Annotated in this window: 13 protein-coding genes; 1 reads left to right on the top strand and 12 read right to left on the bottom strand. The window is 62.3% G+C overall.

The window, feature by feature from the left end; translation table 11 throughout:
* Positions 1–119: 119 nt before the first annotated feature.
* From I41_RS08230 to I41_RS08175, 12 genes are all read right to left on the bottom strand, one after another.
* The gene (locus I41_RS08230) at positions 120–719 is read right to left on the bottom strand and encodes a DUF2513 domain-containing protein (RefSeq protein WP_145432092.1); all 600 of its coding nucleotides are present in this window, start codon (positions 717–719) and stop codon (positions 120–122) included.
* Between the two features lie 124 nt (positions 720–843).
* Positions 844–2,580, bottom strand: a complete 1,737-nt coding sequence (locus tag I41_RS08225) for a glycosyl hydrolase (protein WP_145432091.1) — start codon at positions 2,578–2,580, stop codon at positions 844–846.
* Between the two features lie 31 nt (positions 2,581–2,611).
* Positions 2,612–3,037 (bottom strand): hypothetical protein, encoded by a 426-nt coding sequence (locus I41_RS08220; protein WP_145432090.1) that lies wholly within the window; start codon positions 3,035–3,037, stop codon positions 2,612–2,614.
* A 35-nt stretch (positions 3,038–3,072) separates the two neighbouring features.
* Positions 3,073–4,188: a DUF1559 domain-containing protein gene (locus I41_RS08215; protein ID WP_168206763.1), complete on the bottom strand. Its 1,116-nt coding sequence runs from the start codon at positions 4,186–4,188 to the stop codon at positions 3,073–3,075.
* 113 nt (positions 4,189–4,301) lie between these two features.
* Positions 4,302–5,822: a hypothetical protein gene (locus I41_RS08210; protein WP_145432088.1), complete on the bottom strand. Its 1,521-nt coding sequence runs from the start codon at positions 5,820–5,822 to the stop codon at positions 4,302–4,304.
* A gap of 137 nt (positions 5,823–5,959) precedes the next feature.
* Positions 5,960–7,132: a PEP-CTERM sorting domain-containing protein gene (locus tag I41_RS08205; RefSeq protein WP_145432087.1), complete on the bottom strand. Its 1,173-nt coding sequence runs from the start codon at positions 7,130–7,132 to the stop codon at positions 5,960–5,962.
* Positions 7,133–7,474: 342 nt separating this feature from the next.
* Positions 7,475–9,379, bottom strand: a complete 1,905-nt coding sequence (locus I41_RS08200; RefSeq protein WP_145432086.1) for a glycoside hydrolase 5 family protein — start codon at positions 9,377–9,379, stop codon at positions 7,475–7,477.
* Positions 9,380–9,845: 466 nt separating this feature from the next.
* Positions 9,846–10,274 (bottom strand): EamA family transporter, encoded by a 429-nt coding sequence (locus I41_RS08195; protein ID WP_145432085.1) that lies wholly within the window; start codon positions 10,272–10,274, stop codon positions 9,846–9,848.
* A gap of 91 nt (positions 10,275–10,365) precedes the next feature.
* A complete protein-coding gene (locus I41_RS08190; RefSeq protein WP_145432084.1) occupies positions 10,366–10,770 on the bottom strand; it encodes a hypothetical protein in 405 nt (134 codons plus the stop codon).
* A gap of 53 nt (positions 10,771–10,823) precedes the next feature.
* Positions 10,824–11,936 carry a DUF1559 domain-containing protein gene (locus I41_RS08185; RefSeq protein ID WP_145432083.1) on the bottom strand — a complete coding sequence of 371 codons (1,113 nt, stop codon included), beginning with the start codon at positions 11,934–11,936 and terminating at the stop codon, positions 10,824–10,826.
* A gap of 514 nt (positions 11,937–12,450) precedes the next feature.
* Entirely contained in the window at positions 12,451–14,373 is a 1,923-nt protein-coding gene (locus I41_RS08180) for a sodium:solute symporter family protein (protein WP_145432082.1), read from the bottom strand.
* A 152-nt stretch (positions 14,374–14,525) separates the two neighbouring features.
* Positions 14,526–15,590 (bottom strand): glycoside hydrolase family 130 protein, encoded by a 1,065-nt coding sequence (locus tag I41_RS08175; protein WP_145432081.1) that lies wholly within the window; start codon positions 15,588–15,590, stop codon positions 14,526–14,528.
* A 507-nt stretch (positions 15,591–16,097) separates the two neighbouring features.
* Between I41_RS08175 and I41_RS08170 the strand changes: the two genes are divergently transcribed.
* Positions 16,098–17,162 carry a LacI family DNA-binding transcriptional regulator gene (locus I41_RS08170; protein ID WP_145432080.1) on the top strand — a complete coding sequence of 355 codons (1,065 nt, stop codon included), beginning with the start codon at positions 16,098–16,100 and terminating at the stop codon, positions 17,160–17,162.
* The last annotated feature ends 310 nt before the right edge of the window (positions 17,163–17,472 follow it).

Below are 17,472 nucleotides of genomic sequence, written 5' to 3'. Positions count from 1 at the left end.
GAAAAACACGCGAACGCACTGGAAATTCCGCTAATTCTTGACGGCGTTCGACGATCAAAAAAGCCGCCGCTCCCCTCGGAGCGACGGCTCTGTCAGTGGCAAGCTTGCTGGCGAGCTGGTTAGAGCAAATACTCCGGCAGCGTCGGTTCCACGGCAAAGTCCGCGGGGCGGATGGCGTCCGCGTCGATCCCATCGTACCGCCAGCCATCGAGGCGGCTGGGCCGCACGCGCACATAGCGAACATCGTCGTCGGCGATGGCGTCGACTTCCTCGTCAATGAGCGAGTCGAACCGATAGGGCGCCCGGCGTCCGCGGTAGCGACCTTCGACCAATACCGGCGCCTCCAGGGAGTAGCGGCGACGAGGACGAGCACGCGGCGCCTCGAACGCCCAATGGGCGAGCAGGCTGCGGATGACGGCGAGCGACAGGCCGCCGGTTCGTTCCTGACAGGCGAACTTGGCCTCGCGCCACCGCGATTCGCTGCGGGTCAACTCGATCGTCTCGTGACCCGCATCGGTCAGGCGCAGGCAGGGCACGCCGCCGGCAGTGCGGTCGACTTCCTTCAGCAGTCCGGCGTCGATCAGCAGCCGCAGGTGATAACGCACGCGCTCTTCGGCCTCGTGGTTCGGGCCGGTGCGCAGAACGCTCACCGAACAATCGGCGCCGCGATTTTCAATTTCCAACAGCAGCTGGCGGGCCAGGTCGAGGTCTCGCTTCATCACGTCACTCCATTGCGCAGAAAGCAAGTAAGCGGGGAGGCGCAGGCCTCCGGCCAGCGCAAGATGAGCGGAATGTGGCCCGGATTGACGGATCGGTCAAGATCGATACTGCAGCGCGAGGACGCTAGCAGCGTCGGGCGGTATGCCGCCAGCGCCTGGCCGCGAGCGAGGTCGCGACCGCAACGCCCAGCATGACGATCGCGGCAGGTTCCGGCACACTCGCCTGCCCGGCGGCGCCCGCATTCTGCCCGAATTGGCTGCGCCACACGGCCAGATCATCCGCATCGACGGCTCCGTCGCCGTTGCCGTCGGCTGCGAGGTCGCCGCTCTGACCGAGTTGCTGCTGCCACACCAGCAAGTCGTTGCCGTCGACGAGCCCGTCGCCGTTGAAGTCGGCTGACACCGGCGCCGCGGCATTCCAGGGCATCATCGGCAGCTCGTTGAGCGTGATGATGTTTTCGTGCCCGAGAGTGGCCTGCAATTGCTGGGCGGTGAACGCGTCGACGAAGGAGCCGCTCCAGGGCGAAAAGTAACTCCAGTTGATGCCCCACTGTTCCATCACGGTCGGATTGGGAAGCGTCCCTGTTTCCGAGAGAGCGATCATCTTGCGGCCGTCGTACTCCTCGACCATGTCGTACCACTGTCCACTCATGCTAGCGCTGGCGTCGGTGTAAATGTCGAGACCGATCATGTCGACGACGTCGTCGCCCGGGTACCAATCGCGAAAGTTACCTTCCGCCGCGGAGGAGGTGAATTCCCAAATAAGATTGTGGAGATCGTGATGGTTGGTCAGCCGGTCGTAGGTGAGGTTCCACAGCTGCTTGAACGTGTCGGGCCCATGAGCCCCCCACCAGAACCAGCCCCCTTGCGCCTCGTGCAGCGGCCGCCAAATGACCGGGACGCCAGCCGTTTCGAACTTCTGCAGTTCCACGGCAATCGCATCGATGTCGCGCAGTAGCAATTGGTAGTCGCTGCCGGCAGGGTTCGCCAGCGCTCCCGGGAGATTGAACGTCGTGGCGTCGGTGTAGAAGCCCCTCCACCACTCTTTACCCGAGGTATTGATGAGGTTAGCCGGCGCATTCCAGTGCCACATCATCGACACGACGCCGCCCGTTTGCTGAGCCCAGGCGATCGTCTGTTCCGTCTCATTGCGCGGGTTGGACCCGAACTGCCGACGCGACGGCGAGTATTCCATGAAGTCCGACCCGCGAATCGCCGGCGTCAGGCCCCCCGACTTGGCGAGGTAGGTCGCGCCCGGAAACGACTGGTTCTGGCTGACATTGTGCTGCTGCCCCGACAGGGTCTTCTCGCCGTACATGTCGGTGAGATAGTTCATGAGGAAGCGGGTCCGGGCGTTCGCCTCGTCGTCGACCAGTTGCGACGAGACGGGCGCAAGCGTCGGCGGCGTAAACGGCCGAAACTCGACGTAGTCGACGTCGTAGTAGCCCCAACTCTGCTCGATGGAAAACGTGTTCGTGACGTTCTGCAAATTGAAGAGGCCAGCGCGATCCGTCGTGAACGCGTTCGACTGGTCGAACATGCCGCTCCCGCCTTCGCCGTCGACGTGGAAGTTGTATCCCTTGGGGCCGAACTGCGAGCGATAGCCGACCCACATCTCGTAGAGGCCGTTCGGTACGTCAACTTGCCACTGCACCTTGTCGGTTCCAGCGCCGCTGTCGAAGCCCGTGACGTATCCGGTTCCCGAATACCCGCCGACGGAACTCGCAACGTTGACGCCGGTGCGCTGGGCAGTTTCAGCCTCATAGCGCAGATTCTGCGCGAAGAGCGACGCCTGCCCGCTGGCGGCCAAGGCCAGCAGGAAGCAACCGAGCGTTCGTAACTTGGAAATGGCGCTTACCAACGATCGACTGCTCCTTGAACCGCAATACCTGCTAAGGACGCGGCACTTTGATCTCCAGCGGCGCCTCCGCCGAATCTTCCGTTATTTCAACAATCAGCGGCGTCGTTCCGCCGTGCGTGTATTCCTTCGGGACGAGCAGCTTGCCCTTGGCGTCGGTCGCGTAGTCGATCGAGACTTTGTGTTTTCCCAGCACCAGCCCATCGCCGTATTTGTAGCTCGTGACGTTGACGAAGTTGCCGCTGGCGTCGACCTTTGTTCCCGCGGGCCGCGCGTGGGCGCCATTGACCGGCTTGGCGTCTTGCGCGAAGAACTGTAGTTCGATGCCGCCGGCCGAAATCGGCGTGCCGTCCTCATAAGTGAGCGTGCCCGAGACGGGGACATAGTCAAACGGGCTACCGTTGCCGCAACCGAGGCAGACGGCGACGACCAGCCACCGAGCGGCCCACGCGCATCTCATTCCCCCCATCGACGCCTGCTCCATGCGAACGCTGCTCAAGTATCAGGTTGACCGACCACGAACCCGTCGGCAGAGACGTTCAACCGCTGCCAGGCGCCGAAATTCTGTTCGAGAATATCAACTCCTGGCGGCGTCGAACCGAGATAGCCGCCCGTGCCCACGCTGCCGCCGTCGATGAAATCGCTAACGAATTTGACGCTGCCGTCGGCCATCGCGATAAAAGCGCCTCCCGCATGCCGACTGCGGACCGTCGACTGGCCGCTGTTGTCCTCGTTCGTGTGCATGCACTCCTGCCGCATCGTCGCCTCGCCAACGTCGGCAATGACGTTCGGCGCGCCGTAGGTGTCGTCCCCGCCATCTTTGCAAGAGTTCGGCCCGGTCACCCCATTGTACGCATGACGACAATGAAAATTAGAACCGCACATGCCCATCGCCCAAACGCCGCGGCGATCGCGCGGACTCAGACCGACGCGCATTTCAGCGAGCATGATCGTATTGGTGGTGCCATCCGTTATCCGCTTGATGTTCATCACCGGACCATTGATGCCACCCATGCCAATGGCGAAGTCGAGGTACTTTGAGAAGTCAGTCGTCCCCGCGGCGGCGTCGCCGGCGGCTTCGCGTGCCAAGAATGAATTCGGCCAGAACTGAAATCCGTTCAACCCGTAGTTCCCGCGCGCCCAATTCCCCCCGCTGTCGGCGAATTTCTGACCGGGGCCCGTATCGCTTGGGCAGAGCATCACCTCGATCTCTTGCCCGCGCGGTTCGAGATTCACGTCGTTGCCCGGATTCCAAAGCCGGATGGTATCGCTAATCTGAAATCGGTTAAACAACGTCTGTTGCTCGATGTACGGCAAGACGGCGATCGCCCAATTCGAAAAGAGACGCTGATCGCGAATGGGATCGTCGTTCGTCCCTTTTCGATTGGTCGTGGGCAGCGGAAAGTGCTGCTTCGTATCGTGATAATTGATCGCGCCCAACGCCAGGTTGCGCAGATTGTTCGCGCACTTCGTCCGCCGCGCCGCCTCGCGCGCCGCCTGGACCGCCGGCAGTAATAGCGCCACCAGCACGCCGATAATCGCGATCACCACCAGCAGTTCCACCAACGTGAAGCCGCCGTCCGTCGCTCGACCCTTCCTGCGGAGAGGCATCAAGTCCTCCATGGCACGGTTACCCATTCTACTATTCCAAATCAGTCCCAATCGACCAATTCCCGCGTTGTGATCGCTCAGCCGCAGACTCGCCTGCATCGCGACTGCGATGCTTAGCGCCGGCGAAACGCCGCCGCCGCCATCATCAATCCGGCCGCCAGCGCCAACGAACTCGGCTCCGGCACGGCGCCAACCGCGGCATTCGCCGTCACGCCGCTGCCGAATTCACGCTGCCAGACCAGGTAATCGGCCCCGTCCGAGTCCCCGTCGCCGTCGGCGTCCCCGGTGGCGTTCGATCCAAAGCCCGATTTCCAAATGGCGAGATCGGCAGCGTCGACCTTCGTGTCGTCGTTGAAGTCAGCCGCCAATGTCGGCGCGACCGACAGCAGGCGGAAATTGTCGATCTGGTAGATGCCGCCGCCGCTCGTGTTCGTCGAGATGCCGATGCGCAGGAAGTCGGTCCCGACCGTCAAGCCAGCGCTCGCCAGCGATCCGCGCGTGCCGTCGACGAGGCTTGTCAGCGGAATCGTGACGGTCGCCGTGTCGCCGATCGTCTGAACGCCATTGAAGCTCGGTCCTTCGCCGCCGAAAAAGCTGAAGCTGTCATCGGCGCGGTGATCCGTTACATGTAGACCGAACTTCGTGAACGTCGGCGAATTGGGGAACGAATCGTCAAAACGGACGTCGAACGCGATGGAGGTTGCGCCGTTGATCCCAGCGACCAATTGATCGATGATCGCCTGCCCAGCTGGGTTCGCCGCGCCGCCGCTGATCGTGAACTGACTCCCCCAACTGAAGCCGGAAGAGACGCCCGTTCGATCGATCTGCAGCGTCGAGGTCCCGTCCGTCGCCCCAAGCGTGCTGATCGAGTGGACGTGTCCAGGATTAAAGCCTTCGGTCCAACCTTCGTACTGCTCGTTCACCGCGGTCTCGGGGTTGTCCGGGGTCTCCCACGAGAAGAGCTTCGTTTCGACGAACGTTGGCAAGGCAGTGAAGCGAATGTTGTCGACGTAATACCTGATGCCTTCCCCGTTTGGTCCGGCCGTGTGGGTGCTGTTCGAGCCGATGTTCAGTTGGTAGTAGCTGGAGTTTTCGGCCACCGGCAAGCTCGTCATCGGAATACTCACCGGGAACTTGCCGATTTGGTTGAGAAGATTGGGGGTGACGTTGAACACCGACGGAAAGTTTGGCGAGTCGCTGTTGGCCGCGACGTTCATCAGGAAAAAGCTGCCCGGCGCACTGACGGCCGAAAAGCTATCTGGCGTCAGCGTGACGTCAAAATCGAGCGTGTAACCGGCCAGATTGGCCGCAACCGTATTGAACTTGTCGTAGATATCGCCAGAGGAAACGGAGGTGTTGACGTCCCAACTGAACCCTGGCGCCTTCTCGACTCGCATGCTGTGAGTCCCTTGACTGGCGCCGTTAGTCGAGGTGTTGACGCCAATGGCAGTGCCGAAGCCGCTCAGGTCCCACCCCTCCAGGCCTTCGTTCAAGTCCGGTGTGTCGAGATCGTCGGGCGTCTCGAACGAATAGAGCAATCCCTGCCCATGGACAGATCCGCTTGTCAGTAGTCCGCATACAACCAGCGTGGTTCCCAAGAATGCGACGATTCGACTACGAAGATTGTTGCCCATGCATAATTCTCCTGAAGCAATACGCGCCTACCGCGATTGATTTGGTTCTCTGTTCTATTCACCAGTCGCTAAAAGTTCGCCGCCGCCGGCCGGAGCGATGCCCCGGCCGGCGCGACGCTGTGCCGCCTTAAAAATCACTATCGAGAACGCCTGCGAACGGCCAAGCCCGCCACAACCGCCAGCCCAGCGAGCGCCAGAGCCGTCGGTTCCGGAATCGCTGCGTAACGGATCAGGTCGACGTTAATCACCACGTCGTTCGCGTGCGAACCAAGATTAACGCCTGAAAACTGCACGTTCTGCAGGTCCGTAATCGACGAGATGTCGAACGTCAGGTCATGGAACGCGCCGTCAACCGGCAAGGACAACGTCCCTGGCGACTGATAGCTGAAGCCGCTGCCAGTCTGAAAGTAGGCCTGCACGTCGATGGCGCCGCTCTGGCTGCCGCCCGCGACGTCGGCCGCCGACATGCGGTAGGTCACGGTCTGATAGCCGTTGAGGCTCGTCAATCGTTCGTTAAACGTGTTGCCGCTATACGTGGTGCCGTTGCCCCAGGCGATGGCGGCGCCGTTGCCGCCCCCCTTGTCGGTCCATTGCAACGAGCCGCTGCCGGAAACGTTCTGCGACAACCCTGTCTGATTCTGGCCGCCGTCGTTCCCCAGCACCGCCGCGTTGTCGAAATTAACGAACGCGCCCTGCTTGCCGCCGTCGGACGAACCAAGGTCATGAGTCGCCAAGTCGCGGATCGTCAGCGGCGTGCCGGCGCTGCGGACTTCCTGCAACGCCCACACGAGCGGCGGGTCCGTCGCATGAGCCCGTACCGTAAAGCCAACGGTGCGGATGTACGCCTGCTGGGCGTAGTTCAGCCCAGCCAGCGATAGCGAATAGGTGTTCATCCCCGGCAGCACCGGCACGTCGGGTCCCAACGCTACGAAATTGAATCCCGTGGAAGCCTGCACATAGAACTGGACGTTGACCGGATTCGGTCCGCTGTGTCCCAGATCGAATTCGAGAAAATCGAGCCCGGTCAGATCGAGACCGCCGCCCGCGGTGCTGCTCTCCAAACGACGATTCGCGTCATCGCTGATCGACATTTCGGCCGATACCGGTCCGGTTTCGATGATCGTCAACTGCCCCGCCGTGAGATTGTCGAGCAGACCGAGGTTCGATCCGAAGTTTTGCTTCCACTGCTGAATATCCCCGGTGCCGTTCCAGGTATACAACACGCCGGGAAGTTGCGCGTGCGCGATGCTTCCCCACGCGAGAGCTGCGATGGCGATCGCGAGCTGAGTTGCCCTCCCACAAATCTTCATGAGACTCCTCCCACCTCAGAGTTGAAAAGAACAGATGTTGCCGATCTGAAAGCCTTGTCGAGGCCAAGCGACGACAAGGGAGAACAAGTTAGTCGAGGAGCAAGCCCAGCCGTGAAAACGACTTGCAATGACCGCCTGATCGTTATGGCGCGCCGAGTCCGCCGATGTGCTAACCGATGCACGTCGCCAGCCGGCCCGAACCTGTCAGGGATCTCCGAACGGGTCCCGCGGATGAGTTTGCCTGGGTCGCTCAAATACTTGAGCAAGTTTCTCCGCGAAACTCCGCTCAAATAGTTGAACAACGGCATGATAGTCAGGATCGCCAGCGATGTCCACCATTTTTCACCTCTCACCGCGTTTTTTTACGCCCGCGTCTGAAACGTCCCGGACAGAGGCCGAGACTCTCCCCCCGCGCAGCATGAGATGCGACAGCTCGACCACCTGACGGGGGGTAAGCCGGAGGTAATGCGTATCATCGGGAATCTCGCTCGCGGCGAGCCGGAGGCGAGGCAGGTAGCCGTAGTCGGCGTCAACTTGATGGCCATCAACAAGTCTCGCACTCGCCCGTAGCGGCGAGAACGCGACGCCGTCGCTGGAGACGGCAACGTCGACGGCCGCCGCTCCGTCGGCCGCGTCATCGACGAGAAACAGCTCGGCGTCGAACGAATCGAGGGGGGACTCTACGCGGTAGGTCACCGATCCGCCGGCCGGGATGCGGATCCGCTGCTGATCTTCACGGCGGCGGCGATCGTCGCCGGTCGTCGGTTTTACGTCGCCGGCGGCATGATGGACCTGGGAGAGATCGCGGCATGCATCGACCAGCGTCACGCACTCCGCCGTCACTGGCCCGACCACTTCGGACGGGGCCGACGCGCCCGCCGCGTTGTTCGCGGTCACGCGGTAAAAGTAACGCCGTCCAGGTTCCGCCGAGGCGTCGCTGAACAGCGGTCGGTATTGAATCGCCGCATCGTCGATGCCGTCCGCCAATGTCGACCAAGGTCCGGTCGGATCGCCCGAGCGTTGGACGGTATAGCTCGACGCGCCCGCTGAGCCTTGCCAGCTGATTGCCGCCGGGTCGGTGATGGGCACCAGCCGCGGCGGGGCCGGAACTTCCATCGGCGGCAGTTCCTCGCCGCGGATCTGGTATGCCTTCCGCCGCGTCAGTTGCAAGACCTCGCGCTCGCCGTAGGCCGCGCCATTGTCGAAGCCGGGCCAGTGATATGCTTTGTAGAGCGCCAGGCCGGAAGGCTCCGAATGCCAATAAAAGCCGCCGTCGCGATGATGGAACCGCAAGCTCCAAAGAAGCGCTCCGCTTGTACCGTTACTGATCACTTCGTCGAACACCGCGCCGACCTCCTCCGGCGGGATGAACCCGAACTCGCCGACGAAGTAAGGTTTGCGACCGCGACTTTTGGCGCGGGCCTCGCGAATTGGCTGGATGTATTCGCCCTTGCCGACGTTGGGGTAGTGATGCGTCGTCACGACGTCGATGTTGGGGTCGGCGAGCGACTCCTCGCGGACGCCGTGGAGCGAGTAGCCGTCGATGACCAAGTGGTTCGGATCGAGCGACTTGATGAGTTTCGCGATACGAGCGGTCCACGCCGGCGGGGCGTCGAGTTCGTTCCCGGTCTCCCAGCCGAGGATCGCCGGATCGTCGCGGTACGCGACGCCGGTGCGAGAGTTGACGCGGGTCAAGACGTGCCGCACCGTCGCCTCGAAGTCGGCGATCACCTGCTCGTCGGTCCAAAACGCCTCGGGCGGCTTGCCGCGGAACGCCGCATATTCGCCGATGCCGCCCTGCCATTTCCAGTTGTCGACCAGCGGGATGATGAGCCGCACGCCGTGCCGGTTCGCCGCTGCGAGCGCGAGGTCGAGCGAGCGGAACGCTTCTTCGTTGAACTCGCCGGGCCCGCGGACGTAGACGTGGTCGCCCATGTCGGACCCCTCGCGGCGAACGCTGAGGACGTACGTCCGCGCGACCGTGCCGCCCATTTGCCGGACGGACGAGAGCGCATCGTTGAGTTCGAACTCGTCGGGCCAGGCCCAGGCCGTTTTGGCTCCGGCGGCAAAGTTGTCTTCAATGAGCTGGAGATTGGGGATGTTGAAGGAGATAAAGCGGAACGGTTTGCCGCCGTCGTACAGCTGGTCGCCCCGCGCGGTGATGAAACCTTGAAGTTCGCCGCGCGCGGTCGCAGCCGGCCAACAGGCCAGCATGAGGAGCGCCAGTGTGATGATTGGAAGTCGCATGATGAATGTTCGCCGTTGGCGTCTACGTCGCTGCCGATCGTTTTGTCACGGAGGACAAGTTGAGCGTCGATGGCAATACGTGGTCGGTCGCATGAAGTTTCGTTGCTATTTCTCGTGCGGATTTGGTGCTTTCAATTGTCATGACAATTTGGACAAAACGCGAACGCATGGTCACAACTTTGGACAATTTGTCGGGCTGATCGATGGGATCAGGTCGTCGGGGGCGGGACGCCCCGGCTCGCTTGAGCGCTGGCGTAGCGGTGATTCGACAAGGCCGCCTGCACCTGTTCGATCCTAGCGAGGGGGGTGGCCAAAATCTGTAGCTAAGTTGCGAGATTTTTTGCTGGTCTCAGGCGTTCACACAGATCTCTCGCAGAGGCGCAGAGATGCAAAGTAGCGGCGTCGTGCGACATGTCGCGACAGCAGAAAAGCGTTCAGGTCTGAGGGTGGCCCGCTGGGCAGCGGATCACTTGGCGATGCTGAGCAGCACGGCCCCTGTGCCGGCGAAGGCAACGCCGAGCCAGCCGAGGGGGCTGAGGCGTTCGCTGAGGGCGACGACGGCGAAGAGGGCGACCATGACGACGCTCAGCTTGTCGACCGCGGCGACGCGGGCGGCGTCGCCAGCCTGCAGCGCGCGAAAGTAGCAGGCCCAAGAGGCGGCCGTGGCTAGCCCCGCAAGGACGAGGAAGAGCCACGACTGCCGCGTGAACTCCGCGAAGGCTTGCGTCTTGCCGGCGACGAGGATCGCGACGCCGAGGGCGGCGACCACCACCAGGGTGCGAGCGAGCTGGGCCGCGTCGGGGTCGACGTTGCGCAAGCCGAGCTTGGAGAGGATGGCGGTGGCGGCCGCGAAGGCGGCTGAGAGGAGGGCCCAGACGAGCCAGTTGTCGGTCATGGAAGTGGCCCCAGCGACGCTAGCGGGTGCGCGACGGCCCGTCCCATCGCGACGCGCGGCGAGGCGTTCTTACGTGCCAGCTCGGTCCGGGCTACTTCCTCGAACTTGGTGGCGTCGATCCTGGACCGAACCGCTCCGCCGCAGGCTTTTTCATTTCTTGTCGGATCCAAGCGACGTCCCGATTTTCAGGATCGAGCTTCACGAGCGCCTGAATATCTTCTTCGACGGCGGCGTCGCTGCCTTGTTTGCCGTTGATCTTGATCCGTTCCATGTAGGCATAGGAATTCGGATCGGCATCGATCGACGCTTGCAACGCGGCGAGCGCGGCAGCATTGTCGCCCTTGGCGAGGGCTTGCTGCGCATCCAGGAAATAGGTCGCGGCCGGCGGGGCCGCGTTCTCCTTCTCACCGCAACCGCACAGGGCGGCCCCGACGACGGAGATGAACAACGCGCAGCACGCGGAGTCACGAAGTCCAAGCACGAACAGACGAGCCATCTTCAACATCCAGTCCCCAGGGAACGAGCAAAAAAGAGCGTGGATCCCTTGATTTACTTGATCGTTACTTGGGAATCACGAGTTCCCAAGGCGCTCCATGGAACGGCGTCGACGTCTTCGTTGATATAGGCAACTGACCCATCGCAATTGACGGCATTCATGCCGCCGGGGTGGACGCTGCCGAAAGAGAGCTGTAGCTTGCGGCACTCGGGAGTGGCCGGCGCCGCACACTGATTCGGGCCAAGATTCTGCTGATTCATGGGAACGCCAGTCGACCCTACCCCTTCGGACGGGTCGGAACCGTCGCCGGTATCGATGTCGTCGCTGCCGAAGTACCAATGATCTTGACGGTTGCCGAGTCCCGACTCGGCTTTGCCTGCACTTTGCTCCACGGCTTCGTAGTCATGAAACGTTTCGCCGACGAGCATCGTGTTGGATGAACCGTCGATAATGTGCTTCATGCCAATTTCACTGTAGGTGAAGAGGACGCCATCGAGTGCTCGCATTTTCTTGTGTGCATTTTGGGCTGGATTTGGTTCCCCAATGCCGTTTTGGTCGGTCGCGAGGCCGGATGCGTTGCCAATATACGAACAAGGCTGGCGTTTCATGACGACCCAATCCGCCGACTTGTCGAATTGTCCCCCGCGATAGCCTGCGGAGGGACATTGAAAGACGGGGACCTGCGTCTCGCAGGCAATCAGGTTCTTGTAATCCGCGAAGCTGGGCAAGGCCTGGATTTGTTCCGTGGTGTAAGGAGTCGGATAGGCCCAATTACAATTATCGTTGTCCTGACTGAATTCGCCGTTGCGAATCTTGAACTTATTGAGCGTCACCAGATTGCGAATCGACTGCTGCTCCATATAGGGGGCTAGATAGAGCGACCACATCGAACCTTCTTGCAGGACGACTCCCCACGGGAACTTATTGTTGGCGGAGTGATAGTTCTGCGCAGCAAGTCCGATCTGCTTGAGGTTGTTGACGCACTGCGAACGACGAGCCGCTTCGCGGGCGGCTTGCACCGCGGGGAGCAGCAGGGCGACCAGCACGCCGATGATGGCGATCACGACCAGCAGCTCGACCAGGGTGAACGCACCTCGTGCCCGTCGCGGCGCCGGCGCGGCGGCGGGGTGAGCAGGCGAAACGGAAATCTGGCAACGCGTCGGCATCGTTCTGTTCCCTCAATGCGGCTCGCTGCGCCGAACAGTTCGGCGCGTCTCGCCGCGCAATTGAATGATATACGCAGTCACAAGAAAAGGGGTCGACGCGGGTAGCGCCCTTCAAGCGGGGCGTCGCGGCTGGCGGAGCTTCCCTCGGAATTCGAGGGGATCGGGCCCGAATCGTTCAACGTCGCACCTCGAGCGCAGTGTACCTACGAATCGTGAAACTGGCGAAGGCAACTTGTGAAATTCCTGTAAGGACAATGACTTCAGAGGGGCGCCGCGGTAGTTTGCGCACAGTCAATCGTGAAAAGCGTCGGAGGCATTCTAGCGCGAAATTGCCGGAAGACGAGTGGTTGATAGCCGGGACCGGGCGGCCCTCGACGTCGGTGGGGATGGTGGAATCGCCCCGGACCGCGGTGCGGCGCGGCCATTGAATCTTTGAGGCGAAATACTCGCGGCGAGAGGACGTTCCGCTCGCTGTGGCAAAGGTTGGTAGTTCTGTGCCCCCAGGCCCCGCTCCCTAGCGGAGACTGGGAGTCAGCGAAGGAGGCGGATCTGGTTCCAAGCGGTCGTACCAGGTGAATTTTAACACGACGCTGGACACGACCAGCGTCAGCGCCATCGGAATTGCCCAATCCCACTGCTGGAGGACGACGTAGATCGGCAGCGCCGTCAGGCAGAGCTGCCAGACGATGCCGATGGCAACGTTGAACATGTTCACGCGGAAGTCGTGGTTTGGCTGGAAGCCGGGGATGGTCGCGATCGCCTGTTCGCGGATGGGTCCCCAGGCGCCCCAGGGGCGAGTTTTCACGTAGAAGGTAAGGAGCGTCTCCTCGTCTTCCGGGGGAGTCAGGAGCGTGCCGGCGAGGCAGCCGATCGCCGAGGCGAGCAGAATCGGCGGGATGAGGTAGAGGGAATTCATGTTGCCGATGTGCTCGATGAACCACGCCTTGACGGCAGGCTGGGCGGCGACCTCCGAGGCGATCATCGCCGCGCCGATGCCGCTGACCATTCCCCAGAAATAGCCGTAGCCGTTGAAGCGCCACCAATACCACTTTAGGACGTTGGCCATGACGTAGCCGGTGTAGAGGGCGCCGACGATCCACATCATGACGCCGGTGATGCGGGTGGTGAGCATGCCGAAGGCGATGCCGATGGCGAGGACCGCCATCGAGGCGAGCCGGCTCAGGGCGACGGCGCGACGCGGCGTGCAGTCGGGATTCATGAAGCGTTTGTAGACGTCGTTGACGATGTAGGCTGGCGCCGCGTTGAGGGTAGCGGCAAAGTTCGACATGAACGCCGCCATAAGTCCGGCGAGCAGCAAGCCGACGACGCCGGTGGGAATGTGGCGGGAAAGGACGATCGGCAGCAGCTCCTCGAACTGGTCGGCCTTGAGGGTGCGCATCTCTTCCATCGAAAACGCAATCGCCAGCACGGTGATGCCGGTGATCATCATGTAGCGAGGGAAGTAGAGCACGAGATTGACCATGCCGTTCATGAGGCAGGCTTCGCGCGGCGTGCGGGTGGCGAGGATGCGCTGCATGTCGTAGTTTGGGGCCGGGCCGGCGAGGCTGGCGAGGACGCCCTTGAAGAACATCAACCCGAAGGCAATGGCGAAGAGCTCATTGCCATCCTCGCGAATGACGACGTTCGCCTGTTCGAGCAGGCTGCTCCAGTCGAGGCCGAGCGTGCGGCCGAAGAAAGGGCTGTACCAGCCCTCGGGGACGGCCTGGCGGATCATCTCCGGCGAGACTTTATACATCGCCGTGATGCCGATGATGACGGAAGTGATCGTCAGGACGAAGAACTGCATGACCTCAGTGATGACGACGCTGACCATACCCCCCTTGATCGCGTAGAGCGAGGTGAGGAGCAGGATGATGAGCGCGTAGAGGTTCTCGTTGTTGAGCGTTGACGCTGGATCGGCGGAGAAGAGCGCCGGGGCCGCGTCGGCGAGCATCGTCTGCAGGTTCCAAGGGAGCATCCGCTCAGCGAACTTGCCGATCCCCTTGAAGGCGTACGCGAGCATGCCGATGACGTTCAGCACGGCAAACAGCACGACGCTGAGATGGGCGAGATTGGCGCCCGTGCCGCGGCCGAAGCGAAACTGGATCCACTCGGCGCCCGTGAGGACGTTGGAACGACGCAGCCAGGCGCTGAGGAACATCATCAGGAAGACCTGGTTGAACACCGGCCACACGAAGGGGAGCCAGATGCTCTTCAGTCCGTAGACAAAAAGCCAGAAGACCATCACCATCGTGCCGCTGATGTCGAACATTCCCGAGGCATCGGAAACGCCGAGGACGTACCAAGGGAGCGACTTGCCGCCGAGGAAGTAGGAGTCGAGATCCTTGCTGCCGCGGCGCGAGACCCAGAGTCCGATCAGGATCGTGGCGACGAAGTAGGCGAGCAGGATGGAAATGTCGAGGAGTTGAAGGCGCACCGGCGCGGCCCTTCTGGGGAATTCGTACGATGAGGTTGCCGAATGGCTGTTATATCAGCCCGGCCTCCGGCCGGGGGTCACGTCGCCCCAACGCTACGCTGTACGTGCTCCAAACCTACCCCCGGGCCGAGCCCGGGGCTGCAAACGCGCCGCTAGAAGACCAGCGAGTTGTCCTTAATGTAGCTGATCAGCTCGCTTAGCCGCGAGTAGCAAAGACAGGTCACCGTATCGGCGGCTCCGTAGTAGACGGCCAAACGATCCTGCTCCTGGTCGCACAGTGCGGCGACCGGGAAAACGACGTTCGGAACGTGGCCGAAGACCTCGTAGTCGGCTTCTGGCGCCAACAGGATGTTCTTGCAGCGGTAAGCGACTTTCCACGGTTCGTCGAGATCGAGGATCGCGGCGCCCATGTGGTAGACGAAGCCGTTGCAGGTATCGAGGACGCCGTGATAGATCATTAGCCAGCCGTCGTCGGTTTCGATCGGAACGGGGCCGGCGCCAATTTTGGTGCGCTGCCACCAGAGGCCGTGTTCGTCGCCGCCGCGGCCCATCACCTTGCGGTGACGGCCCCAGTGAATCATGTCGGGGCTTTGGCTGATGTAGATGTCGCCGAACGGGGTGTGGCCATTGTCGCTGGGACGGCTCAGCATGAAGTACTTGCCGTCGATCCGCCGGGGAAACAGCACGCCGTTGCGGTTGTGGGGGAGGAAGGCGTTGTCGAGGCGGGTGAACCGCTGGAAGTCGGTCGTCGTGGCGACGCTGATCGTCGGGCCGTTCGTGCCGCCGCACCAGGTGATGTAATACTTGTCTTCGAGCTTCACGACGCGAGGGTCGTAGGCGTAGTCGGAGATCTCATCGCCGTCGCCGGGGCGGTTGTCGAACACGATCGGCTTGGGCTCGATGTGCCATTGGAGGCCATCGTCGCTCCAGCCCATGTGGAGGCGGGGAAAACGGGTGCGATCCTCCAGGCGGAAGACGGCGGCGAAGCCATCGCCGAAGGGAACGACGGCGCTGTTGTAGATGCCAAGCACGTCGGGGAGGGGGCGGCGGCCGATCACCGGGTTGGCCGAGTGACGCCAGACGACGTCTTTCACGCCGGCGGGACGTTCTTGCCACGGAATGGCGGCGGGCGAGGCGGCGAGCTTGCCGCGCGCGGGGCCCGTGGTTTTGCTGGAGGCGAGCGCGGTGGCGCCGGCGGGAGTCAGTTGGTCTGGCATCCGAGGCAAATCCTGTGGAAGAGAAGTCCGGAGGGGGCTGCCCGAGGGCTCGGCAACGGCGTCGGGTGGCATGGGCCCCCAACGCAATGCCCCACTTGCCGAGCCGACCGGCGTCCAGCGGCATCGTCGCCGCGTCAAATCGAGTCTAACTAGCCTCGCGAGAACGTTCAACTAGTTTAACAGCGGAAAAATCGGAACCGGGGATTTAGGGGCGATTGATGCTAGCGCGGGCGGTCGAGATAGTAGAATCTGGATCGGCATGGAGTGGGGGAACAGCGACGCTAGTTGGCAAGTAGTTGTGCGATGATCGGCCAATGTGGCGAGGTAACTCGCGCCAACGTGGATGTGCGCATCGGCGTCGAAACCTGTCATTCTGACCAGAGCGAAGAGTCTAGTCGTTCGTAGAGGGCTAGCTCCGCCGCTTTGCGCTAGATGGCCATTCCTCGCCGACGGATCGATCGAGTATCCCTCCCCTGGCCCTTCCCTTTGAGGGAGGGGAAATGAGACATGGCAAGTTCTTCGCAGGTTCCGCGGCTAAAGGATGTGGCGGCGAAGGCGAACGTCTCGCTGAGTGCGGCTTCGCGCATTTTGCGAGGCGAGCGACAACGGTTTGGCGAGGAGACGTGCGACCGCGTGCTGGAGGCGGCCCGCGAACTCGGTTGGCGGCGCAACCTGCTCGTCAGCGGCATGCAGACTGGCCGGACGCGCACCATCGGCGTGATGATTCCGCCGTTTGATTCATTCTGGGTCGACGTGCTGGCGGGAATCCATATGGTGCTCGCCCAGGCAGACTACCTGCCGATCACCGTGTGGGTCGGCGACTGCCAGGAGATGCCGCACTTCGAGAAGGATGAGGACGAGGGGTTCAAGCAAATCAGTCGCCTGCTCGATCGCCGCGTCGACGGGCTGATTTTGTGGCCGTCGTTCGCCGTGGCCTACTACGATCATTTTCGCGAGCTGATCGAACGCAAGGTCCCGGTGGCGGTGATCGATCACGAATATTCTGAGGATCAAATCGCCGACTCGATTGAGACAGACGAAGCGGCGAGCGCGCGGGCGGTGGCGGAGCATCTCATCAGCTTGGGTCACAAGCAGATTGCCTGCCTGTCGTCGCGCGAAGCGGCGTGGCAGGCGTGGGCCGTGCGACGGCGCGAGTGTTTTGAGCAAGCGGTGGAAGATCTCGGCGGCGCGCCGGTGAAGAGCTGGCGGTTGAACGCCTGGGGTACCGACGGCCTAGAAATCGCGCGCGAGATCCTCACGCAATCGCCGCGGCCGACGGCCGTGTTCGCGGTAACCGACCATGAGGCGCTGTACCTCTATGAAGCGGCGGCGGAACTGGGGATTGAGATTCCGCGAGAATTGTCGGTGGTGGGGTTCGCCGACCTCGACTTCGCGGCGAACATGCGGCCGGCACTGACGACGATGCGGCAGCGGCCGCGGGAGATCGGGCGGCGGGCGGCGCAGTTGATTCTCGACCGGCTCGACGGGGAGATGTACGACAGCCCGCCGACGACGATCAAGGTGGGGGCGGATTTGATTGTGCGAAAGTCGACGGGGCGCGGGGCGGAGTGAGTGTTTTTTCGAATTTTTGGCGGGAGTGGTATAATCTCAACACGAATGCCGCTGCCTGACTGCGATTGTGCCCGTGCTGCCGACGCCCTGGGCGTTGGGCCCAGCCGCCCACGATCGCGGCTATCTCGGCGCTGAATGAATGCTTGCCGCGTACGCCATCGGTGGCGCGATCACAGGCCTCGTCAGCGGCGGCATGACGAGTGGGGGAGGACATTGCGGTAATACAGGGCCTTCCTCGCCCGCCACGTATCAGCCGGTTGGATCGATCTCAATGAGATTGCCCCCGACTTGACCGCCGACGTTGACCTCC

The sequence above is a fragment of the Lacipirellula limnantheis genome (genome assembly GCF_007746075.1).
Lineage (GTDB): Bacteria > Planctomycetota > Planctomycetia > Pirellulales > Lacipirellulaceae > Lacipirellula > Lacipirellula limnantheis.
The sequence above is the reverse complement of the archived record's forward strand: the minus strand, read 5'-3'. Positions and strand labels throughout refer to the sequence as shown.